This window comes from Streptomyces anulatus (assembly GCF_000721175.1).
Classification (GTDB): domain Bacteria; phylum Actinomycetota; class Actinomycetes; order Streptomycetales; family Streptomycetaceae; genus Streptomyces; species Streptomyces anulatus_C.
The window spans coordinates 1-23,446 of sequence record NZ_JOEZ01000001.1; the positions used below are offsets into that span (position 1 = coordinate 1).

Sequence of the window (23,446 nt, forward strand, 5' to 3'; positions counted from 1 at the left end):
ACACGGCGTTCGTGATCGGACAGCTCCAGCGGCAACGGCTTCGGACCAGGCATCAGCCCACCCTACAACCGCGCGCGAACTAACGACTCAGGACACTAGGTTTTGCCTGTGAACCACAGCTATTCCGACGTCGGCGCGCCCCGAGAGCCTGACTTGCCGCCCTACCAGGTAGTCCTCTCAGAGACTGGTTGGGGTTCGCTCCATACAGCTTTCGGGGACGGTCAGGACCTTCCCAAGGTCCTGACAAAGCTGTTGGAACCCGATCCCAAGGTTCAGGTCTCCGCTTTGTCGGAGCTAGGTGAGATGGTCAGCCACCAGAACAGCATCTACGAAGCCACTGCCCCCGTCGCCACGTATGTTGCCGGCATCCTCGCCCACCCGGCGGCTACGACCCCCCGGCCCTATCGCAACGTCCCCATCCGCGCGGCGCTGTTGAACTGGTTGGGTTCCACGGCCTACGACGCCTCCGACGAGATTGTGGGCCGCACGGAACAGTACTTCCCTGGCTTCCTCGCCCCCGGCACCATCGTGGCGTCCTTCCGAGACCTGCGTCCGATGCTTTATCGGGCCGTCTCGCCCTTCCTCCGAGACAGCCACGAGGACGTGCGCGAAGCCGCCGTTATCGCCGCGCTCATCCTTGCCGAGCACCCCACACTCGCCGATCATCGTGATCACCTCGCCGTGCACGCGCGCGCCATCCTGGACACCAGCGGCGACGACCCCCACCGGCGGCGTGTTGCCCGGAAAGCGCTCGAAGCATGGGGCCACGAGGTCCCCGCCCCTGAGCCTTTCCTGGAGGAGCCCTGGGACTGGGGGCCACATAGCGATGGCCGCGGCGATCTCGAGCCGCCCTTCTGACCGATACGCGGATGGCCCGCGGGCGGGTACTGCCAGCGCCCGGAAGCCGCACTCTCCAGTCGCGAACCTTGACCGGAACGATCAGTGCCGCAAACCCAAGCCCTCGCACACCCATTCGCGCATACTCCAGTATGCTTGGCGTATGTCCTCAACGACTCGCATCACCGTCACGCTCCCCAGCGACCAGGTGGCGGAGCTCCGCAAGCTCACGGACAACGTCTCCGGCTACGTGGCGGAAGCCGTGGCCCGCCAGATCCGGCACCAACTCCTGGGCGACGACCTCCGCCGCCACGAGGAGGAGCACGGCCCCTTCAGCGACGAGGAGCTCGCCGAGGCACGCGGGAAGATCTTCGGCTCCGCCGGCTCCTCCAAGGGCGCGGACGCCGCGTGAGCGAGCGCGTCGAAACCGTCGTCCTGGACTCCGAGGGGCTCTCCGCCTGGATCGCGCAGGACCGCAAGCTTCTCGCGATGCTGCAGGTCTTCCACGACATGGGCGCAGACCTGGTGATCGGTGCGAACACCATCGTGGAAGTCAGTCACTCCCGCACCAACATGCCTCGCCTGAACTGGGCTCTGCCCCGCGTCAAGGTGGAGCCGGTCACCGAACAAGCGGCGAAAGCGGCAGCGGAACTCCTCAAGGGCGCGGGGCTGCACGGGCACAAGTACGCCATCGGCGCCACGGTCGCCCAAGTCGCCCTGCGCCAGCCGAAACCCGTCGCCCTCCTGACCTCCGACAGCGACGACATGACCAAACTCTGCGGAAACCAGGTCCGCATCATCCCTCTCTGACGCGCCGGCCCACCCCGAGCACCCCCTGCGCGGCGCCTTCTTGCGGGCCCACGCCATCACGCCACCAGCCCAAAGCCGGCACGTCGGCCACCGACGGGTTCCCCTGTCCGCTCCTCGACGTACGCGGTCAGGACGCTCTCGGCGATACGGACGTGCTTGCCGAGCTCGACGTACCGGATGCGTCGCCCGGAGACGGGGCGGCGGTGGAGCGCACGCCGGTCCGAGGCGGGGACTGTGAATCGGTTGACAGCCCCCCCTGCCTGGCCGAAACGTCAGACTCGTTCCAGAGGCCGGTGCGGCCCGCTGGGGAGCTCCGCTTTGATCGTGTCGCCCGGGCGGATCACGCCGCCCTGTTTCACGATGCTCATGATTCCTGCCTTGCGTACGGTGTTCCCGAGCTCGTCACGGCCGACGACACGCTTCAGAAGCCCGTCCTGGAAGTTGTCGATCTGCAGGCAGGGATTGCGCAGGCCGGTCACCTCCAGCACGGCGTCGTCACCGATGCGCAGCAGCGTGCCGACCGGCAGGCCGAGCAGTTCGATACCGCTGGTGGTGATGTTCTCGCCGAGGTCACCGGGCACCACCTTGAACCCCGCCGAGCCGACCTCGGTGAAGAGCTCTTCATGGATGAGGTGCACTTGGCGCAGGTTCGGCCGGGTGGGGTCCTGTGCGACTCGAGAGCGGTGCTTGACCGTCACGCCGGCATGTACGTCGCCCTCCACGCCAAGCCCGGCGAGCAGTGTGATGCTGTCCCGGTTCGGCTTGGTGAACGTGTACTCGCCGTTGCTGCTGACGGCCGTGACTATTCCGTTCATCCTCAGGGTTCCTTCCTCGATGTCGGTGATCGGCCGCGACCATGATCCTCGGTCCTCAGGGCGTGGCGGCCAAGGTCAATCTCGAGTGAGGCCGCGGCCGTCGGTGCTTCCTTGGCCTGGCCGCTGACGCCCTGGCCGCTGACGCCCTGCCTGCCGCCCTGCAGGAGCTCGCCCGGCCCGCGGTCGGGCGACCGGCGGCAGAGCCCTTGTGGGCGATGCAGGCGCCTCCGCCACTTGCACTCCATATTGGCATAGGACAATCTTTGGCATAGGACGTATCTTGAGTTTGGGCAGAAGTGATCACGTGGGCATCAAAGGCACCACCGCGGCTGAGATCGCGGGTAGCGTGCGCGACCAGGTCGCTTCGGGTGTTCTGGCACCGCAGACGAGTCTGCCCCCGGTGCGCGTGCTCGCAGCTGAGCTGGGGGTCAACCGGAACACGGTTGCCCTCGCATACCGGCGGCTCGTCGAGGCGAGGGTGGCCGAGACGCGGGGCCGAGGTGGCACGGTGGTCGCTGCGGTACCGCAGCTCGCGCGCGAAGGCGTCGGCACCTGTGGCGACTGCATCAACCTGGCCAGCGGCAACCCCGACCCGAGCCTGTTGCCCGACATCCTGGCTGCCGCCCGGCGCGGAGACTACGGCCAGCCGCTGTATGGCGCGCCGGCCATCGACGCCGGGCTGGACGCCTGGGCGCATGCCGACTTCGCCGAGGACATAGATCGTTCGTTTCGCACGCTGGTGACCTCTGGAGCCGTGGATGCCACCGAGCGGCTGTTGAATGCCCACCTCACCCGTGGGGATCTGGTGGCGATCGAGGATCCCTGCTTCCTGGCGAGCATCGGCACCCTGCGCCTGAACGGCTACCGCTCGGCACCTGTCGGGGTCGACGGCGCCGGCATGCGCCCCGACGCTTTGCGGGCCGCCCTGGAGGCAGGTGCTCGCGCGGTCGTCTGCACGCCCCGGGCCCACAATCCGACCGGCGCGAGTCTCACCGAGGAACGGGCGGCCTACCTGCGGACGATCCTGGCGGAGCATCCCCAGGTCCTTGTGATCGAGGACGACCACTTCTCGGCGGTCTCCGCCCGGCCGTACCACCGGATCACGCCACCGGGCAGCGCGCGCTGGGCGCTGGTGCGGTCCGTGTCCAAGTTCCTCGGACCGGATCTGCGTCTCGCGCTCGTTGCCGCCGACGCCGAGAGTACCGCGCACCTGGAGGCGCGGTTGAGTGCCGGCACCACCTGGGTCAGCCGCCTGCTGCAACACGCCGCACGCCAGCTGCTGCTCGATCCGAGCGTCCACGAACTCCATGAACGGGCCCGTGAGGTCTACGCCCGGCGCAGCGGCCTGCTCGTCGAGCGGCTGCACGCCCACGGCATCGAGGCCCCGCACCGGCCCGACGGGCTGAACGTCTGGGTCGAACTCGACGTCGACGGCAGGGCCGCGGTCAAGGCTCTGGCCCAGCGGGGTTGGGCGGTTCGCCCGGGCCACCTCTTCGCACCGGTCCCGGCCGCCCACTGGGGCGCGATCCGAGTCACCACCGCCGCCATCACCGAGTCGCAGGCCGGGGCGTTCGCCGCCGAACTCGCCGCGGTCGTCGCGGAACTGCGCGCGACGGCCGATTGACCAACACCCTTCCCACCCACCAAGAGGACGAATCCGGAGCGGACGCCCGGCGCCTCTCCCCGAAGTTGGGGGCGCTCCGCAGCAGGCCGAGACGGCCACCGAGAATGCCCGGTCATTCCCACGGACCAGAACCTCGTTCCGCTTCTCCCGACACACTCAGCGCCCGTGGTGTTCGGTGCGGGAGCGGTCATCGGTGTCCCGGGCGAGCGACCGCCTCACTCACGTCCTCACGCGCGGTACCGGGCCCTCCGAAGTCGGCGCGGGCCGGCTCGTTGGCCCGAGGCACAGGCTTTGGCAGCCAACCCGCCGACGCTAAGGTGAGGCGCCGTACACGACGGATCGCTTCCCTGAGGGAAGACCGCTCCCCTGAGGGAGGTGGGAATGGGGCTCATGAATGCGGACCACGCGGGACTGGTCGTCGCGGCGCAGGCCGGTGACGGACAGGCGCGCGAGGAGCTGATCGCCGCGTACCTGCCGTTGGTCTACAACATCGTCGGGCGAGCGCTGAGCGGGCACGCCGACGTCGACGACGTCGTCCAGGAAACCCTGCTGCGCGTGGTGCGCGACCTTCCTGCCCTGCGTGCCCCGGAGAGCTTCCGGTCCTGGCTGGTGTCGATCACGCTCCGCCAGATCAATACCCACTGGCACCGGCAACGCACCTTCGCCGGCCGAACCACGGTCATCGACGAGGCACACCAGATACCGGACGCCGGTGCCGAACCCGAGGACGTCACGATCCTGCGTCTGCATCTGTCGGACGAGCGGCGGCAGGCCGTCGAAGCCGGCAGGTGGCTCGACGAGGACCAACGGGCGCTGCTGTCGCTGTGGTGGCAGGAACGCGCCGGCTCGCTGAGCCGTGACGACATCGCCGCCGCGACAGGACTCACCGTCGCCCATGTCGGAGTACGCCTGCAACGCATGCGCGAGCAGTTGGAACTGAGCCGGGCGATCGTCGCCGCGCTGGAGGCCGACCCGCGCTGTCCGCAGTTGGACGAGACCGTCGTCGGCTGGGACGGTCTCCCCGCATCGGTGTGGCGCAAGCGGATCGCGCGGCACACGCGCGGCTGCCCGGTCTGCATGGCGACGACGACAGAACGGGTTCCGGCCGAACTACTGCTCCTCAGCCTCGCGACGCTGACCGTCCCGGCCGGACTCATCGCCGCGCTGGCCGCCAAGGGCCTGCTGTCGGGTACGACCGCGAGCGCCGCCGGGTTGGCCACGGCACACGTCGCCGCCGGCACGGCGACGGCGGGCGGGAGCCTGCACAGCGCGCTGATCGGCAAACTCCACGCGGTGACCGCTCACCAGCTGGTGAGTCTCGCCACCGGCGCGGTGCTCATCGCCGGCACCGCCACCTACGCGACCTGGCCCGAACCGGCACATCGGGAGCCCGGGGTCATCGCCACGCCTACGGCCGGCAACCCCACGGTCGGCACTCCCACGCCGGTCCCGTCGCGCACCACCACGTCGGCCGGACCATCCCCGGTGAGTCCGTCCGCCGCCGCAGGCACTGTTCCGCTGGGCGCACAGTCGCTGGAGTCCGTGGACCAGCCCGCCCTGTACCTCACGTATGCCGGCGACTTCGTGACGCTCGGCCCGGTCTCCGCGTCCAGCAGCGCGAGGACACGGCAGCGGGTCACCTTCACGGTCATCGGAGGGCTGGTTGACACACGGTGCGTCACCTTCCGCGCCGCCGACGGCCGCTATCTGCGCCATCGTGACCTACGGCTGCAGCTGAGCAGCGACGACGGCAGCGAACTGTTCCGTGAAGACGCCACCTTTTGTCCGCGCCCCGGGGCGGTCGCCGGGTCGGTGACCCTGCACGCGCACAACTATCCGGGATCGGTCATCCGCCACCGCGACGGTGGCGTGTGGCTCGATGGGTCCGACGGCACTCGGGCCTTCGCCGGCCAGGCCTCCTTCATCATGCGCAGGGCATGGGCCTGAGAACCGCTCCTTGAGCAGGTGATCCCGCTGCGATCCGTTTGCATCGACGGCTGCCTCCACCCCGAAAGCCCTCACTGGTCATCAGAGCGGCGCGCCCCTTCCCCAGCGACGGCCGAACCGCGGGGCTCGGCATAACGCTTTCTGCCCGCGAGATGCATCACTGAGCGATCGTCCGGACAGCGCGACTTTTCTGTTACGAGACCGCGAGTGCGGAGGCCTCCATTGCGTGGGGTGCTCTTCCCGCCGCTCACCATGACGTGCAGGCGTGGCAGGTTCCCCGGTTTCCCCTTTGACGTATCCCCGGAAGAAAGCCCCTCCCATGACGCGACATGCCCGCACGATCACGGCCCCCAGGGTCACCCGCGCCCCCCGAGGAGAATCATGAAGGGCCTGCACCGGCTCAGCCGGCGTCGCCGAACGGTGACGGTAGGAGTGTCGGCCGCGGCGCTGGTGGCCGGTGTCGTGACGCTCCTCCCCAACTCCGCCGGAGCCGCGAGCCTGGGTGCGGAGGCGGCCCCCTCGGGCAGGTACTTCGGCACCGCCGTGGCCGCCGGAAGGCTCGGCGACTCGGCGTACACCGCGATCGCCGACCGGGAGTTCAACATGATCACCCCGGAGAACGAGATGAAGTGGGACGCCGTCCAGCCGTCCCGCGGCACCTTCAACTTCGGTCCCGCCGACCGGATCGTCGACCGTGCGAGGGCGAACGGCCAGCGCGTGCGCGGCCACACCACGGTCTGGCACTCGCAGCTCCCGGCCTGGGTCAGCTCGATCGGTGACGCGAACGACCTGCGCAGCGTGATGAACCGTCACATCACCACCACGATGACCCACTACAAGGGCAAGGTCTACGCCTGGGACGTGGTCAACGAGGCGTTCGTCGACGGCCCCGGCGGCCGGCTCCGCAGCTCGGTGTTCCAGAAGGTCCTGGGCGACGGCTTCATCGAGGAGGCGTTCCGCACCGCCCGTGCGGCCGACTCCTCGGCCAAGCTCTGTTACAACGACTACAACATCGAGAACTGGTCGGACGCCAAAACCCAGGGCGTCTACAACATGGTCAAGGACTTCAAGTCCCGCGGCGTGCCCATCGACTGCGTCGGGCTGCAGAGCCACTTCGGAGCGGACGGCCCGCCGGCGAGCTTCCAGACCACCCTCGCCAACTTCGCCGCCCTGGGCGTCGACGTCCAGATCACCGAGCTGGACATCGCCCAAGCATCGCTCACCCACTACGCCAACGCGGTCAAGGCCTGTCTGTCCGTGGCCCGGTGCACCGGCATCACCGTGTGGGGCGTCCGTGACAAGGACTCCTGGCGCAGCGACGAAAGCCCGCTGCTGTTCGACAACAACGGCAAGCCCAAGCCCGCGTACGACGCCGTCATGAAGGCTCTCAACTCCGGCTCGGGTACCACCCCGCCGACCGAGGGCACCGGTACGGGGGAGATCAAGGGCGCGGCCTCAGGGCGCTGTCTCGACATCCCCTCCTCCACCACCGCCAACGGCACCCAGGCGCAGCTGTGGGACTGCAGCGGACAGACCAACCAGCGCTGGACGTACACCGACAGCAAGCAGCTGAAGATCCACGGCGACAAGTGCCTGGACGCCAAGAGCAAGGGCACCACCAACGGCACCGCGGTGATCATCTGGGACTGCAACGGCGGCACCAACCAGCAGTGGAAGATCAACACCAACGGCACGATCACCGGCGTCCAGTCCGGGCTGTGCCTCGACGCCATCGGCGCGGCCACCGCCAACGGCACCAAGATCCAGCTGCACGCCTGTGGGGGTGTCGGCAACCAGAAGTGGACCGCACCGTCCGGCTCGGGCGGCGGCGGCACGTGTGCTCTTCCGTCGACGTACAAGTGGAGTTCGACGGGTGCCCTGGCACAGCCGGCGAACGGGTGGGCCTCGCTGAAGGACTTCACCACCGTGGTGCACAACGGCAAGCACCTGGTCTACGGGTCGAACTTCAACGGATCGAAGTACGGCTCGATGACGTTCAGCCCCTTCAGCAACTGGTCGGACATGGCGTCCGCCGGACAGAAGGCGATGAGCCAGCCCACGGTCGCGCCCACGCTGTTCTACTTCGCGCCCAAGAAGATCTGGGTCCTCGCGTACCAGTGGGGTCAGTGGCCCTTCATCTACCGCACGTCGAGCGACCCCACCGACCCCAACGGCTGGTCCGCGCCGCAGCCGCTGTTCACCGGCAGCATCACCGGATCCCCCACCGGCCCGATCGACCAGACGCTGATCGCCGACGACCAGAACATGTACCTGTTCTTCGCCGGTGACAACGGCAAGATCTACCGGGCGAGCATGCCGATCGGGAACTTCCCGGGCAGCTTCGGCTCGTCGTACACGACGGTCATGAGCGATACGGAGGCCAACCTGTTCGAGGCCCCCCAGGTCTACAAGGTCAAGGGCCGGCAGCAGTACCTCATGATCGTCGAGGCGAAGGGTACGAACGGGCGCTACTTCCGCTCGTTCACGGCGTCCAGCCTGAGCGGTTCGTGGACCCCACAGGCCGCCACCGAGAGCAACCCCTTCGCGGGCAAGGCCAACAGCGGTTCCACCTGGACCAACGACGTCAGCCACGGTGACCTGGTCCGTAACAATCCCGACCAGACCATGACGATCGACCCGTGCAACCTGCAGTTCCTCTACCAGGGCAAGTCCCCCACCGCGGGTGGCCCCTACGACCAACTGCCGTACCGGCCGGGTGTCCTCACCCTTCAGCGCTGACTGCCCGATCCACGGTGATACGCAAGGAGAAACAACCCCCCATGAAGAACCCCACGAACGGTGGACGCCGCGGGCGTCACCGCCGTCGCTGGACCGCGACAGGACTGCTGCTCGGAGCGCCTGTTCTCGTCATGCCGTATCTCCTGTTCGTGCAGGAGGACTCGCAGGCCGCGACGGTCGACGGCAATGCCTACTACCGGCTGGTCTCCGTACGAAGCGGCAAAGTGCTGGACGTCAACGCCTTCTCCACGGCCGACGGCACCCGCATCCAGCAGTGGACCAACCAGAACACCGCCAACCAGCAGTGGAAGCTGCGACCCGCCGGAAACGGCTACTACGAGCTGGTGAACCGCAACAGCGGCAAAGTGCTGGGCATAGCGGGCGGTTCGTCCGCCCGGGCGGCTGCCGCCGAGCAGCAGACCGACAGCTCCTCCACCTCCCAGGAGTGGCGGATCGACGAGGTGAGCGGTTCCGAAGCGGTCACGTTCACCTCCCGCAGGAGCGGCCAGGTCCTGGACGTCTCCGGAGCCTCCACGGCCGACGGCGCGGCAGTCATCCAGTATCCCGGCAAGGGCAGCACCAACCAGCAGTGGAAGCTGGTGAAGACAGCCGAGTCCCAGGCGGCCGAAACCGGACCGTATGTGTGGAACAACGCCCAGGTGGTGGGCGGCGGTTACGTCACCGGGCTGGTGTTCAACCCGCGCGCGAAGGGCCTGCTGTACGCGCGCACCGACATGGGCGGCGCCTACCGCTGGGACGTCGCGGCCGAGCAGTGGATCCCGCTGACCGACTGGGTCGGCGAGAAGGACTGGAACCTGCTGGGCATCGATTCGCTGGCCACCGACCCCGTCGACCCCGACCGGCTCTACCTCGCGGCGGGTACCTACACCAACAGCTGGGCGGGCAACGCCGAACTCCTGCGCTCCACGGACCGGGGCCGCACCTTCAAGCGCACCGCTCTGCCTTTCAAGCTGGGCGCCAACGAACACGGCCGCGGGGCGGGCGAACGGCTGGCTATCGACCCCGCAGACCCCGGCACCCTGCTCCTTGGCACCCGCAAGAACGGCCTGTGGCGCAGCACCGACCATGGCGTGACCTGGAGTCAGGTCTCCTCGTTCCCCGTCAAGGACGGGGCGAGCAGCGGCGCAGGCATCGCCTTCGTGACGTACGGCCCGGCCGGCAGCAAGACGGTCTATGCCGGCGTCGCCGACAAGTCCACCTCGCTGTACCGCTCCACCGACGGCGGCAGCACCTGGCAGGCCGTCTCCGGGCAGCCCACCGGCGAGATGCCGCAGCACGGCGTGGTCTCCGGCGACGGCTCGCTGTACCTGACGTACGCCAACTCCATCGGCCCCAGCGACGCGACGGCGGGTTCGGTGTGGAAGCACACGCCGGCCGGCGGGGCGTGGAAGAACGTCTCCCCGTCCCAGGGCAACTACGGGTTCTCCGGTCTGGCCGTCGACCCGCAGAAGCCGTCCACGGTGATGGTCACCACCCTCGACCGCTGGTGGCCCGAGGACGAGATCTACCGGACCACCGACGGCGGCACCACCTGGAAGGCGCAGGCCGCGAAGTCGAAGCGGGACGCCTCCGCCGCTCCGTACGTCGGTACCGGCACCGGCCACTGGATGACCGCCCTGGCCATCGACCCCTTCGACTCCGGGCACGCGCTGTACGGCACCGGCAGTGGCATCTGGCGCAGCAAGGACGCGGACGCCACCGACAGCGGCGGCACCAGTCACTGGACCGTGGGGGCCCGAGGTCTTGAGGAGACCGCGCTGATGGACGCGATCGCCCCGCCCGGCGGCGCCACCGTCATCTCCGCCATGGGCGACCTGGGCGGTTTCCGCCATGACTCCCTGACGAAGGTGCCCGCCGGGCGGCTGGACAACCCGATGATGGTCACCAGCACCGACATCGATTTCGCCCAGTCCAACCCCTCGGTGATGGTGCGCGTCGGCCGTGGCGGCGAGCAGGACGGCGCCTACTCCACCGACGGCGGCAGCACCTGGAGCGGCTTCAAGGCGGAGCCGTCTGGCAGCGCCGACAGCGGACAGGTCGCGCTCTCGGCGGACGGCTCCGCCATCGTCTGGACCCAGGCCGGTCAGGCCCCGTACCGCTCGACCGACAAGGGGGCGAGCTGGTCGAAGGTCGGCGGCCTGAGCACCGGCGCCGTGGTCGTCGCCGACCGCTCCTCGGCCAAGACCTTCTACTCACTGTCCGACGGCACGCTCTACGCCAGCACCGACGGCGGCGCGACCTTCACCGCCCGCGCCTCCAACCTGCCCGGCGGCAAGCTCACGGCCGTCCCCGGCATCGCCGGGGACCTGTGGATCGCCGGCGGCGCCAAGGGGCTGCTGCACTCCACCGACGGAGGCCGCACCTTCACCACGCTCACCACGGTGCGGTCCGCCTCCGCCCTCGGCTTCGGCAAGGCCGCGCCGGGCGCCTCCTACCAGGCCCTGTACCTGATCGGTACCGTCAAGGACGTCACCGGAGTCTTCCGCTCCACCGACAAGGGCGCCACCTGGCTCCGCGTCAACGACGACACCCACCAGTGGGGCAGCATCGGCGGCGTCGGCGTCATCACCGGCGACCCCGACACCTACGGCCGCGTCTACGTCGGCACCAACGGACGCGGCCTCCAGTACGGCGACCCGTCCTGACCCCGACGCCCGAGCGGGGCCGCAGGCACAACGGCCTGCGGCCCCCCGCCATGGCAGGGAGGGACCTCGCCTTCGTCCTGCCCCGCCATCCGCTCTTGAACGGAGCCCCACGTCAGCGATCTACGGCTGTCATCTCCGACAGCCGTACCCTGAGCTGATTTCAACCTGTCCGAGGCGTAAGTCAGCTGGGCGGCTCTGCAACGCGGTGAAGCTCCTGGTAGGAGGTGTCCCGACCAAGATCTACCGTGCCCACCAGGAGCTTCGCGTGCTTGTCCACCCGTCGTCGATTGATCTGACAACGTCTCCGGCTATGTAGCGGAAGCGGTAGCCCGCCAGATCCGGCACCAGCTCCTGGGCTCTGCTCCACGCCAAGATGGAACCGGTCACCGAGCAGGTGGCCAAGGCGGCGGCAGAACTACTCAAGGCACCGGATTGCACGGCCACAAGTACGCCATCGATGCCACGGTCACCGAGGTCGCGCTCCGCCAGCGAAGACCGGTCGCTTCACTGACGCCCCGGACCATCGCAGCCTGGAGCGTCCGGGGCCTCTCACTTGGGCATCGAGCTGAAGACGATGTAGGGCGGGTTCAAGTCCGGTTTATGCAGGAGACGTATCGCGACTCCCTTGGTGTCGCTGACCTCCGAGGGCCTGCCGTCGTCACCCACTGCCGAGCCCCTCCCGGTGACCGCATCGCCGACGAGAGGCCCCTGGACGGGAATGGACTTCGTCTCGATCTCCTTCGTCGGGTTCGGTGGGTCCTCGTTCAGCCACTCATCGATCTCAGCAGTATTGTCACGGAGGCAGTACTGCGTGTATCGCTGAGCGGACTCGATGTCGGCATAGGTAGATGCACCGGGAATGCCGTACTTACCGCTCTGCTTCTGCTCATCTCGAAGCCGCTGCAACAACTGCTCATCGGTCTTCCCCACGTGCTTGTCGAGAGCGTGTGCTCCGCCCACGCCTTCCATCGCCGCAAGGTCAACCGAGTATTTGTGGGGGAACTGGCTCTCCGGCAGCTGCCAGCTGTGCTCCTTCTTGAACTCGTTCAAGGAGCGCGCACCGAGCCCTTGCGCCCGAGCCCGTTCCGCCTGGAACGTGGGCACGCTCAGGAGCGCCTCGTCGAGCTCGAACTCCGGCACGATCCGCGCCGACGGGACGGCGGTGGCCGCGAAGCTGCTCCTCGACACGGCGCACACCGCGCCGCTGAGCCGTGAGGAGGTCTCCGCCATCGCGCATGCCGAGCACGCGATCAAGGCTCCACTCGACGACGGGTCGGTCGGCCTGCTGCTCGGACACGGCCTCCCGCGGGGCGACGAGCGGGTCCTCGACCTCGGGTGCGGCACGGCGGAATGGCTTCTGCGGGCCCTCGCGACGCGCCCCCACCTGCACGCGGAGGGCGTCGACGTCTCCGAGATCGCCCTGCGGCAGGCCCGCGAGGCGGCGAGCGAACGCGGGGTCGCCGAGCGTCTGGTCCTCCACCACCAGGAAGCCGCCGCCTTCGGCTCGCCGCAGTCGTTCGACCTGGTGATCAGCGTCGGCGCCACGCACGCCTTCGGCGGTCTTCTCCCCACGCTCGCGGCGGCCCGCAAGCACCTGGCCCCCGGCGGCCGCGTCCTGATCGGTGAGTCGTTCTGGGACCGCGCCCCTTCGCCAGCAGCCATCGAGGCGTTCGGTGACCTCGACGACCTGGCGACCACGGTGGACCGCGTCGTAGCCGACGGATGGACCCCTGTCCACGGCCATGTCAGCACACGCGGCGAGCTGGACGCCTACGAGTGGGCCTGCTGGGGATCACTGGCCTCGTGGGCCCTCGACCACCCTGCCGATCCGGCCGGCGCCCAGGCACTGCGGACGGCCACCGCCGCCCGCTCGGAGTGGCTGCACGGATACCGGGACAGCTTCGGCTTCCTCTGCCTGGTCCTGCGTCAGACCCCCCACACGACTGGAAAGTGAGTACACAGATGCAACCGACCTTCGTACTGGTCCACGGAGCCTTCGCGAACTCCTTCTCCTTCGCGCCCCTCCAGGCGGAACTCGGTCTCCTCGGGCACCGCTCGGTCGCCGTCGACCTGCCCGGCCATGGGTTCCAGGCGACCTTCACCCGCGCCTACCAGGCTCCTCAGGACCCCGAGGGGCTGGCCACCGCGCCCGGCTCGATCAAGGGCGTCACGCTCGCCGACAACGCCGCGCACCTGATCGGCATCCTCGAACGGGCCAAGCGCAACGGCCCCGTGATCCTCGTAGCCCACAGCCGCGGCGGTGTCACGGTCACGGCCGCGGCCAACGCGCGCCCGGACCTGATCGACCACATCGTCTACGTCTCGGCCTGGTGCCCGGTCGACCTCGACGTCAACGACTACTACGCAGAGCCGGAGATGGCCACGGTCGACCCGGGCGCCTTCGCTTCGGCGCTGGCCGGGAACCCCGCCGACCTCGGACTGCTCCGCGTCAACTTCCGCACCGCGAACCCGGACTCGCTCACGGCGCTCAAGGCGGCCTTCCTCGCCGACGGCACCGACGAGCAGTTCCTCACCTTCCTGAACACCTTCCAGCCCGACGAGAACCTGGATGCCGGCGGCTCCGCCGACCGTGCGCAGGCCGCGACCTGGGGCCGCATCCCCAAGACCTACATCCGCCTGGCCGACGACACGAGCCTGCCTCTCGCCCTGCAGGACCGCCTGATCCGCGAGGGCGACGAGCTGACGCCGGACAACCCGTACGACGTCCGCACACTGGAGGGCAGCCACCTCAAGTGGCTGGTCGACCCCGCCCCGGCAGCCCGCATCCTGGGCGAACTCGCCACGCTCCCGGACCCGTCCGCTCCGGCGTGAGCGGACCGGCATGAGCCGATCGGTGGTGGAGGGACGAGGAACGCCGCGCCCGCGCGAGGCGCACCCAGGATCGCCCCGGCGCTGAGATCGGACGCTGCTGACGGGTGGCGGCCTTCGCCGAGGCCGTCACCTGGCCCCCGTACCGGTCCACCCAGGTGATCGGTGCCGGTCCGGGCAGCACGTCACGCGCGGGCACGGGTGCGGCCGGGGCTGCGTGCCGCCCCGGTCGCACGAGGGCGGCAGGCCGGACGGAGGTCCGGGCCCAGGACGCCGGTCCCCCGGCAGCGCGCGCCATCGCGCAGGCTCCCGTCAGGTCGCGCTGAGCATGGTACGCATCTGGGCGATCTCGGCGGTCTGGGAGGTGATGATGTCATCGGCCAGAGTCCTGGCGGGGTCGTAGGCGCCTTGCGTCTTCTCCGTCTCGGCCATCTCGATCGCGCCCTCGTGGTGCTCGATCATCATGGTCAGGTACATGTCGTCGAAGGCGTTGCCGCTCGCCTTTCCGAGGCGGCTGATGTCCTCGTCGCCCATCATTCCGGGCCTGTCGGAGTCGTCGTGCCCCATGCCCGGCATGTCTTCCATGCCGATGCCGGTGGGGACCTCCTCGCCCCACGCCTTGAGCCAGCCGGTCATGGTCTCGATCTCCGGGGTCTGCGCCTTCTTGATCTTCTCCGCGAGAGCCTTGACCTCGCCTGAGGCCCCGTGGGAGTCGACCATGTCGGACATGACGACGGCTTGACGGTGGTGGGGAATCATCTCCTGCGCGAAGGTGACGTCCGCCTGATTGTGCCGGCCGGCCTCCGGCGTGGCGGGGGCGCTCGAGGCCGAGCGGGTGGTGTCAGCGGTGCTCGTGCCTTCGTCGCCGCCGCAGGCGGCCAGGACCAGGCCGGTGGCGACCGCGGTGGCCGTCATCGCCACGCGACGGGGCAGGGATCGGTTCGTGTTCATTTCGCCGAGCTCCAGTCATCGGGTGCGGAAGGGAGGGGGAGGGCTGTCGGCTGCGCACGCGGGGGCGTGACGCAGGCGGGACCCCTATATCCGCAGGAGCTGGAGATCGGCGAGTGATGGCGGTGCCCGTCCGCCGACAGGCTCGTAGACCGCCATGGCCGGCAACTGGGGTACCGGGAGGTCGGCGACGCCGTGCGGCAGGGCGGTGACGGGCACCGTGTCCGGTGCGGCGATGCCGGGGGAAGCGGGCAGGGCGGCGGATGCGCACATCTGGTCCGCATGGGCTGCGGGGCGGCCCGGGCCGCGATCGTCGTCGGGGCACAGGTGCTCCGGACCCGCCTGACCTGCCGCGACCTGGTGGGGCGTGTGCTCGGACGTGGTTGCCGGCGTCGGGGCGGCGAGGCCCAGGGCGTGCATGCCGAGCAGCCCGAGGATGACGCCGAGGACGAGCAGCAGCATGCGCCTCGACGCCGGCCGGCACCGCGGCTGCGGGCGGGGATCGCGGCCGGTCACATGTCCCGCCCCAGGACGCACTCGTCCCCGGCACGGCGCGGCGCGAGCCCGGTCACCGGGCACTGGCATCGCCTCCTTCCCGCTGACCGTCCGGGGCGGGAGCAGGCAGGTGGAGTCGTTTGAGGGCGAGGGCGTTGACGGCGACGATGATGCTGGACCCGGACATGGACAGGGCGGCGATCTCGGGGCGGAGGATCAAGCCGGTGGCGGGTTCGAAGACACCGGCGGCGATGGGCAGCGCGATGGCGTTGTAGCCGATGGCCCAGCCAAGGTTCTGGCGCATCTTGCGCAGAGTGCCCCGGCCGATACGCAGAGCCGTGGGGACGTCGAGCGGGTCGGAGCGCATCAGGACGAGGTCGGCGGTCTCGATGGCCACGTCGGTGCCGGCGCCGATGGCGATGCCGAGGTCCGCCTGGGCAAGGGCGGGCGCGTCGTTGACACCGTCGCCGACCATGGCCACCTTGCGGCCACCCCGCTGCAGCTCGGCGATCTTGGCGGCCTTGGCACCCGGGAGGACCTCGGCGATGACGGTGTCGATGCCCAGTTGCTGCGCGATCCGTTCGGCGGTGGCCTGGTTGTCGCCGGTGAGCATGACGACCTCGACGCCCAGCGTGTGCAACTCGGTCACAGCGGCCGCGGAGGTGTCCCGGGGTGCGTCGGCGATGCCGATCAGGGCTGCCGCCCGGCCGTCGACCGCCACGATGACGACGGTACGGCCGGTCGCGGCCAGTTCCTCGCGCCGGGGCGTCAGGGCCCCGAGGTCGACACCTTCGCGCTCGATCAGCCGGCGGTTGCCGACGGCCACCCGGTGGCCGTCGACGACCGCTGTCGCGCCGTGGCCGGGCACGTTCTCGAAGTGCCGGGCCCGGGCCCCGGCCACGCCGCGCGTCTCGGCGTACCGGACGACCGCCTCGGCCAGCGGGTGCTCGGACTCCCGCTCGACCGCCGCGACCAGGCGCAGGACCTCGTCCTCGTCCCGGCCGGGGGCTGTCATCACCTCGGTGACCTCGGGTTCACCCCTGGTGAGGGTGCCGGTCTTGTCCATGACCACCGTCTGGATGCCCGCGGACGCCTCCAGGGCCATGGCGTTCTTGAAGAGAACACCACGCCGCGCTCCCAGACCGGTGCCGACCATGATCGCGGTCGGGGTGGCCAGGCCCAGCGCGTCGGGACAGGTGATCACGACGACGGTGATGGCGAACAGCATGGCCGCGCTGAAGGGCCGGTCGGTGGCCAGCAGCCAGACGGCGAGGGTGAGCGCGCCACCGACGAGAGCGACGAGGACCAGCCAGAACGCGGCGCGGTCGGCCAGCCGCTGGCCCGGCGCCTTGGAGTTCTGCGCCTCCTGGACCAGCTTGACGATCTGCGCCAGCGCCGTGTCCGCTCCCACCTTGGACGCCCGTACCCGCAGGGTGCCGTCAGTGTTGAGAGTGGCGCCGACCACCGGGGAGCCCGGCGCCTTGTGCACGGGCAGACTCTCCCCGGTCACGGTCGACTCGTCGACCTCGCTCTCCCCCTCCTCCACGACCCCGTCCGCCGCGATCTTCGTGCCCGGGCGAACGAGCAGCAGATCCCCGACGACCACCTCGGCGGTGGCCACCTCGACCGGCTCACCGTCCCGCAGTACGACGGCCTTGGGCGGGGCGAGGTCCAGCAAGGCGCGGATCGCGTCGTTGGCGCCGCCACGGGCGCGCATCTCGAACCAGTGGCCGAGCAGCACGAAAGAGGCCAGCACGGTGGCGGCCTCGTAGAAGACGTCCCCGCCGCCGGTGAGCGTGACGATCAGCGAGTACAGCCAGCCGGCGCCCACGGCGACCGCCACCAGCACCATCATGTCCAGCGTCCGGGCGCGCAGGGCCCGGACTGCGCCGTCGAAGAAGATCGTGCACGAGTAGAAGATCACCGGCAGGCTCAGCAGGAGCGCCCACACGTCCTGGCGCAGCCCGAAGGGTACGGGCGCGTGCCAGCCGAAGACGTCCTCCCCGATCGGGGACCAGATCACCACCGGGACGGAGAAGAGCACCGCGACGAGGAAGCGGTTGCGCATGTCGGCCACCATGGCCGCCATCGACATCCCCGCATGACCGCCATGCCCCATCGCCTCGTCGGGTGAACGCGGGCCCTCCACGGCGGCGGCCGGGTGTGGCTCGCGCTCCGCCGGCCCGACGGGTCCCGCCGCTGCCGTGGCGGGCGGGCCGGGTTCGTCCATCGGGTCGCAGATGTGGGCCGGCACCGACTGGCCCGCGCAGTGGTAGCCGCACTCGGTCACCCAGCCGCGAAGCTCGGCCAGGGAAGTGCGCCGCGGATCGAAGACGACGGTGGCCGACTGGGCCACGGGGTTGACCTCGGCGTCCAGGACACCGGGCCGGCGCCCCAGGACCGCGGCGACGGTGTTCTGCTGAGTCGCGCGGACCATGCCCCGTACGTCCAGAACCGCCGTGCTCCGTTCCGTGCCCGCGTCGCCCGGCTCAGGGTCCGGCAAGTGCCGCATGGCCGCTCACCTGCCCGGTGCACGCGAAGGCGGCGACCCGGCCTCAGGAGGCGTTGGGGTCCGGCTCATCGGGCGCCTCCCTTCGTCTGGCAGCAGCCTGCACCCGGCACGGGCGCGCCGCAACCGAGGATCCGGCGCCCGGACGCACAGCGCCCGGTCGCTTCCGTCCCGGGCGGCCGGGACTCGTGGTCGTGCTCCCCGTCCTGTCCTGCATGTCGCGCCCGACGCTGTTGCCGTGCATGCCACGGGACAGCCCTTAGCCTTCGGACACCGGGCCGCCGGGGGCGGCGACCGAGCCCGTGAATCCTCCTTGTGTCGTGAAGTAGAGGACGCCGCCCAGGCAGAGCGGCTCGGCGAGCGGGCCGAGGTCCGGGTGCAGACCCGCGGGTGTGGGCAGGCGTACGGACCCGGAGGCAGAACCGTCGGTGATATCGAGCGTCCGTACCTCACCGCGTCCCACGGCGAACACGCGGTCGCCGGCGAGCGCGAGGCCGCCGGTCGCGGCCGGTGCGGGTCGGTCCCAGAGGGGCTTGCCCGTGCGCCAGTCGAAACCCTTCAGGCGACCGCTCGTATCCCGTAGGACGAGGACGTCGCGCTCGCCCGCCACCGGCGCTGCGGCGGGGGCGACCGAGGGGGCCAGGGTCCGCCGGGTCGCGAGTGTCGCCGGGGCGAGAAGGAGGACACCGCGGCGCCGGGTCGACCAGCACAGCAGTGTGTCGTCGTGCGCGAGCAGACCGGAGCAGTCGACATCCTCCAGGATTCGGGGCTCGGGCACCGCTTCGGTGGTGTCCAGAGCGGCCAACGATCCGTCGGCCAGGGGCAGATAGACCCGCTCGCCGTGGACGATCAAGGGACCGTTCGCGTCCGGAAGGTAGCCCGACCACTCCTGGACGCCGTCCCTCGTGCGCAGCGCCTTCACCTCGACGAGTTCGGCATCGGAGGTCGCCTGGTCGTCGATGTTCGCCACATACAGTCTGCCGGCGGCGTAGGTGAGCGCGCGCAGCCCCGTGAAACCCATGCGCTGGTAACGCCACTTGACCAGGCCGGTCGCCGCGTCCACCGCGCTGACGCCGGCCTGTGCGGGCACGAAGAACAGGGTTCCGTCCGTGACGGGGGCGATGGCCGGATCGCCCGGCGGTGTCTCCGGGAAGTTGTCGTCGTTCGTCCTGGTCTCGTCGAAACCCTCCGTACGCCACTTCTCCTCTCCGGTGGCAAGATCGAGGGCTCGGGCCGCGCCGTGACCGTCGCCGCAGACGAGCAGTCCGGCACCGGCGGCGCAACCGCCGGTCCTTCCCGTGCCCTTGACACTGTGGGCCCAGGGGCGCCATCCGTCGGGGCGCTGTGCCGTGTCGAGTGCGGCGGCGGTGAACTCGCCGCTGTGCGCGGCGTCGGCGTCCGGAACGGCGAGCGGGCCGGGCTGGTTCTGCCTCGGCCTGTCTTCCGCCCCACGAGCCCGGGCGCGTGTGCTGTCGTCGGGCAGCACCACGGCCAGCGCGACGGCGAGCGCGGTGACCACGGCCGCGACCCCCGCGATCCATGGCCAACGGCTTCGCGTGGCGGGAGGTGCCGAAGGCCGCGGCACGGCATGCCCGGAGACCGCCGTCGGCGAGGGCGGCGGCAGAAGGGGCGGGGCAGGGACGGCGGCGGAGGTCGCCGCCTGCTCCAACGGGACGGTGCCCGCCACCTGTTCGCACCGCTCCGCGGCTTCTCGGTGGGCGGCGAGGAGGGAGAGAAGGGGTGCGGGCCAGCGCGGCTCGCCGGGGGCGGTGATGGACAGCTCCGCCGCCAGTTCCGCGGCCGTGGGGCGCGCTGCCGGGTCGGGTCGGAGGCATTGGGTGACCACGTCGCGCAGCGGCGGTGGCAGCGCCGACAGGTCCGCCGCGCCGGACGCGATGCGGTACAGCACCGATGCCGGTTCCTCGTCGTCGAAGGGACCACGGCCCGTCGCGGCGAAGCACAGGACCGCGCCCAGGCAGAACACGTCCGAGGCGGGCACCTGTCCGTCGCCGCTGGTCAGAAGCTCAGGTGACATGTAGCCCGGCGTGCCGACCAGCAGGCCCGTCGCAGTGAGGGCCGTCGCGTCGAAGGCCTGCGCGATGCCGAAGTCGATCAGGCGCGGTCCGTCCGCGGTGAGCAGCACGTTGCCAGGTTTGAGGTCGCGGTGCAGGACTCGCGCGGCGTGCACCGCGTCGAGCGCCCGGGCGAGCCCCATCCCCAGGTTCCGTACGGCGGGGACCGGCAGCGGGCCGCAGCGGGCCACCGCTTCGCCCAGCGCGGGCCCGGCGACGTACTCCGTCGCCAACCAGGGGACCTGGGCGTCGGCGTCGCCGTCGAGGAGGGCGGCGGTGTACGGCCCCGTGACCGCACGCGCGGCCTGGATCTCGCGGCGGAAGCGGATCCGGAAGTCGACGTCGGTGTCGGTCTCGTCAGCCGGCGCCTTCACGGTCTTCACGGCTACGAGCGGGCCGGCCACCACTCCGCCCGCGACTTCCCGGCGCGCCAGGAACACCTCGCCCATCCCGCCCGCGCCGATCCGGCCGATGAGCCGGTACGGACCGATGCGACGGATCGGTCCCTGCCAGGGGGTCAGCATGGCAGGGCCTTCGGAGTGCGCCGGTCGCTCACGGCAGCTTCACCGAGGAGATCGTGCCGCGGTCGAAGACCACGTGGACCACACCTCCCAGCATCAGGACCTGCGGCGGCCGGATCTGGTCCCGGATGACGATTCCGTTCCCGTCGTCCGGGGACTCGCTGCGGTCACCGGGTGCACCGGGCAGCGGGATGACCCGCTGCTTCCCGAGGCGCCCGCTCTTCCTGTCCAGCGACGCCACGTAGAGGGAGTGGTTGTCGGCGTACACCGCCTGCCCGTGGGACAGCAGCGGGGCGGACACACTCGGCCCGGTCACGGGGGACTGCAGTGTCTGCGTCTGCTCGCCGGTACGCAGATCCGTCAGAACGATGAGGCCGGTGTCGCTGCCGTCGTCGCTGCGTCGGGCGAGGGAGTGCGTACGGTCGGTCGCCGTCACGGTGACATCGGCACGCGTGGTCTTCTGGTCGAGCAGGTACGCGTAGTGGCCCGCGGGCTTGAGGGTGCGCGGCGCGTAGCGGTCGATCCGGATCTCGGCCTTCCCCCCGTCCGGGCCCGACTGCTCCTCGGTCACCCTGCTGTCGCACTGGATCATGCCGCCGCCGGAGGACACGGTGCGGCAGCCGGTGGCCGTACTGGGCGAAGCGCGGCCGAGGACGACTCCCTTCCGGGCATCGACCGCGACGAGCCCGTCGGGCGTGTGCGCGTAGACCACGCCGTCGATCAGAGCCCGGGCCGCGTACCTGCCCCCCTCGGCTTCGCTCGGACTGTCGTTATCGTCGAGACTCAGGTCCCAGCGGGTGCTTCCGTCGGCGACGTCGTATGCGCGGAGGGAGGCGCCGTGCGGATCCTCGCTGAACGCCTTGCCCTCCACGGTGGCGATGACCGTGTCATCCGCCAACAGGGGCTGTGCACTGAACTTTCCTCGGCCCGACGGCGGCTGTGCCCGCCATCGCACGTCACCGGTGCGCGAGTCACGCAGCTGCATTTCGCCGTCCGACGCGATCAGGGCGTGTCCTCCTCTCACTTGTGGAGGAAGCGAGTCACCCGGCATGAACAGAGTGCCGCTGCCGGGCCCCAGATAGGCCTCGTCGAGGCCGTCCTCGGTGGCGGACGGGCTGCTCGCCCACAGCCGATGCCCGTCGGCCGTCGACACCGCCTCGTACGTGCCGTCGGTCAGCAGGCAGACAAGGGCCTGGGTGTCCGCGGAGCAGTTCATGCGCGCTTTGCTCAGCCGCCCCTGCCAGGGCTTCCAGCCGGGGGCCCGCTGCGCGTCGAACTGCGGTACGTAGCCGCTGCGATCGACGGTGCCGGACGCGTCGACTCCTGCCTGGGCAACGAGTTGGGCGGGCGTCAGCGTCGTCGTCGGGGCCGGCGCCGCACCGCCGGCCCCGGACCGGTTCCCGTCGTCCGTGCCACGCGCCACCAGATACCCACCCACACCCGCCCCGGCGACAGCCACCGCCGCGACCACGGCGAGCGCCCGGAGCCGCCCCGGGCGTCGGCGTACCGGGTGCGCGGCGGGCGCCGGCGGTGTGCGGCCCATCGTCGGGAACTGGTGCGGAGCCAGGGTGCCCCTGCCGGGCGGCCCTGCGGCGCACGGCTCCTGGGCGGTGGGGGGATTCGGCAGCGGCAGCAGAGGAGCCCCCGTCGCGCACAGCGCTGCCACGTCCCGGTGCTCGTCCTCGATGTCCTTGGCCACCGGGGCCGGCCAGACCACCCCCGGGGCGTTCCCTTCCTCGCCGTGCGCCGCGCGCAGTGCCGCGAACCCCTCCACGAGCTCGTCCGCGGTCGGTCTCGACGCCGGGTCCTTCGTCAGGGCTGCTGTGACCAGCGGCACCAACTCGTCGGGAAGCCCGTCGAGTGGGGCGTCGGCCTCCGCCACGCGGTAGAGCACGGCCGCGACCGGCCCGCTTCCGAACAGATCCCGGCCCGTGGCGGCGTACGCCAGGACCGAGGCCAGGCAGAACACGTCGGAGGCCGCCACCACGTGCCGCCCACCGGCTATGTGCTCCGGCGACATGTAGCCGGGCGTGCCGATCATGTGTCCTGTCGACGTCAGGGCCGTGGCGGTGCTGGTGCGGGCCACGCCGAAGTCGATCAGCCGCGGCCCGTCCGCGGCGAGCAGCACGTTCGCCGGTTTCAGGTCACGGTGCGTCGCGCCCGCGGCGTGCACCGCCACCAGTGCGCGGGCCATGCCCTCGCCCAGCCGGACAAGTGCCTCGCGCGGCAGCGGGCCGTGCCGCCCGACTGCTTGGGCCAGGGTCGGTCCGGTCACGAACTCGGTTGCCAGCCAGGGCGGTTCATCGGACACGTCACAGTCGGTGAGACGCGCCACGTAGCGGCTGGTCACCGATGCCGCGATCGCCGCCTCCCGTGCGAAGCGCCGCAGATATTCCGCGTCCCGGGCCACCTCGTTGCGGATCACCTTCATGGCCACGAGGTCCGTCGGCCCGTATCCGGCGCCGAGGCGCTCCGGTCGCGCCAGGAAGACCTCTCCCATGCCTCCCGCGCCCAGACGGGCCAGCGTCACGTACGGTCCGACAGCGCGCGGCGACGTCCCCCGTAGTTGCCCGAGCATGCGGCGCCCCCTCCAAATCCCCCGACCACCAAGCGCGTTCCCCAGTCTGGCACGCT

General features: G+C 70.4%; 16 protein-coding genes and 1 pseudogene. 10 read left to right on the top strand and 7 right to left on the bottom strand.

The window, feature by feature from the left end; all coding sequences use genetic code 11:
• Positions 1–108: 108 nt before the first annotated feature.
• From IG90_RS0100005 to IG90_RS0100015, 3 genes are all read left to right on the top strand, one after another.
• The gene (locus IG90_RS0100005) at positions 109–858 is read left to right on the top strand and encodes a hypothetical protein (protein ID WP_051859866.1); all 750 of its coding nucleotides are present in this window, start codon (positions 109–111) and stop codon (positions 856–858) included.
• 142 nt (positions 859–1,000) lie between these two features.
• Positions 1,001–1,249: a type II toxin-antitoxin system CcdA family antitoxin gene (locus tag IG90_RS0100010; protein ID WP_030575544.1), complete on the top strand. Its 249-nt coding sequence runs from the start codon at positions 1,001–1,003 to the stop codon at positions 1,247–1,249.
• Positions 1,246–1,647, top strand: a complete 402-nt coding sequence (locus IG90_RS0100015; RefSeq protein ID WP_030575546.1) for a hypothetical protein — start codon at positions 1,246–1,248, stop codon at positions 1,645–1,647. Before IG90_RS0100010 ends, IG90_RS0100015 begins: the two co-directional genes overlap by 4 nt.
• A gap of 272 nt (positions 1,648–1,919) precedes the next feature.
• On the opposite strand, the gene IG90_RS0100020 is transcribed toward IG90_RS0100015, so the two are convergent.
• Positions 1,920–2,462 carry an MOSC domain-containing protein gene (locus IG90_RS0100020; RefSeq protein WP_030575548.1) on the bottom strand — a complete coding sequence of 181 codons (543 nt, stop codon included), beginning with the start codon at positions 2,460–2,462 and terminating at the stop codon, positions 1,920–1,922.
• 304 nt (positions 2,463–2,766) lie between these two features.
• On the opposite strand from IG90_RS0100020, the gene IG90_RS0100025 reads away from it, so the two are divergent.
• The 5 genes and pseudogenes from IG90_RS0100025 to IG90_RS45405 all read left to right on the top strand — a co-directional run.
• A complete protein-coding gene (locus tag IG90_RS0100025) occupies positions 2,767–4,086 on the top strand; it encodes an aminotransferase class I/II-fold pyridoxal phosphate-dependent enzyme (RefSeq protein ID WP_030575550.1) in 1,320 nt (439 codons plus the stop codon).
• 381 nt (positions 4,087–4,467) lie between these two features.
• The gene (locus tag IG90_RS0100030; RefSeq protein WP_030575551.1) at positions 4,468–6,033 is read left to right on the top strand and encodes a sigma-70 family RNA polymerase sigma factor; all 1,566 of its coding nucleotides are present in this window, start codon (positions 4,468–4,470) and stop codon (positions 6,031–6,033) included.
• A 381-nt stretch (positions 6,034–6,414) separates the two neighbouring features.
• Positions 6,415–8,772, top strand: a complete 2,358-nt coding sequence (locus IG90_RS0100035) for a non-reducing end alpha-L-arabinofuranosidase family hydrolase (protein WP_030575554.1) — start codon at positions 6,415–6,417, stop codon at positions 8,770–8,772.
• A 41-nt stretch (positions 8,773–8,813) separates the two neighbouring features.
• On the top strand, positions 8,814–11,438 hold the full coding sequence (locus IG90_RS0100040) for an RICIN domain-containing protein (protein ID WP_030575556.1): 2,625 nt from the start codon (positions 8,814–8,816) through the stop codon (positions 11,436–11,438).
• A gap of 349 nt (positions 11,439–11,787) precedes the next feature.
• Positions 11,788–11,951: pseudogene (locus IG90_RS45405) on the top strand (DNA-binding protein); the annotation flags it as partial.
• 36 nt (positions 11,952–11,987) lie between these two features.
• On the opposite strand, the gene IG90_RS44150 reads toward IG90_RS45405, so the two are convergent.
• Positions 11,988–12,488 carry an RNase A-like domain-containing protein gene (locus tag IG90_RS44150; protein WP_124264347.1) on the bottom strand — a complete coding sequence of 167 codons (501 nt, stop codon included), beginning with the start codon at positions 12,486–12,488 and terminating at the stop codon, positions 11,988–11,990.
• A 154-nt stretch (positions 12,489–12,642) separates the two neighbouring features.
• On the opposite strand from IG90_RS44150, the gene IG90_RS0100050 reads away from it, so the two are divergent.
• Together IG90_RS0100050 and IG90_RS0100055 are read left to right on the top strand one after the other, a co-directional pair.
• Positions 12,643–13,392, top strand: coding sequence for an SAM-dependent methyltransferase (locus IG90_RS0100050; protein ID WP_030575560.1), 750 nt, complete (start codon positions 12,643–12,645; stop codon positions 13,390–13,392).
• A gap of 8 nt (positions 13,393–13,400) precedes the next feature.
• Positions 13,401–14,270: an alpha/beta fold hydrolase gene (locus IG90_RS0100055; protein ID WP_209443533.1), complete on the top strand. Its 870-nt coding sequence runs from the start codon at positions 13,401–13,403 to the stop codon at positions 14,268–14,270.
• A gap of 309 nt (positions 14,271–14,579) precedes the next feature.
• On the opposite strand, the gene IG90_RS0100060 is transcribed toward IG90_RS0100055, so the two are convergent.
• The 5 genes from IG90_RS0100060 to IG90_RS0100080 form a co-directional block, all read right to left on the bottom strand.
• Complete coding sequence (locus IG90_RS0100060) at positions 14,580–15,218, bottom strand: DUF305 domain-containing protein (protein ID WP_030575564.1); 639 nt, start codon at positions 15,216–15,218, stop codon at positions 14,580–14,582.
• A gap of 84 nt (positions 15,219–15,302) precedes the next feature.
• On the bottom strand, positions 15,303–15,677 hold the full coding sequence (locus tag IG90_RS0100065; protein ID WP_051859867.1) for a DUF6153 family protein: 375 nt from the start codon (positions 15,675–15,677) through the stop codon (positions 15,303–15,305).
• 106 nt (positions 15,678–15,783) lie between these two features.
• The gene (locus IG90_RS0100070) at positions 15,784–18,222 is read right to left on the bottom strand and encodes a heavy metal translocating P-type ATPase (RefSeq protein ID WP_030575569.1); all 2,439 of its coding nucleotides are present in this window, start codon (positions 18,220–18,222) and stop codon (positions 15,784–15,786) included.
• Between the two features lie 256 nt (positions 18,223–18,478).
• Positions 18,479–20,815, bottom strand: coding sequence for a protein kinase domain-containing protein (locus IG90_RS0100075; protein ID WP_051859869.1), 2,337 nt, complete (start codon positions 20,813–20,815; stop codon positions 18,479–18,481).
• Between the two features lie 28 nt (positions 20,816–20,843).
• Positions 20,844–23,342, bottom strand: coding sequence for a protein kinase domain-containing protein (locus IG90_RS0100080; protein WP_167344980.1), 2,499 nt, complete (start codon positions 23,340–23,342; stop codon positions 20,844–20,846).
• Positions 23,343–23,446: the final 104 nt, after the last annotated feature.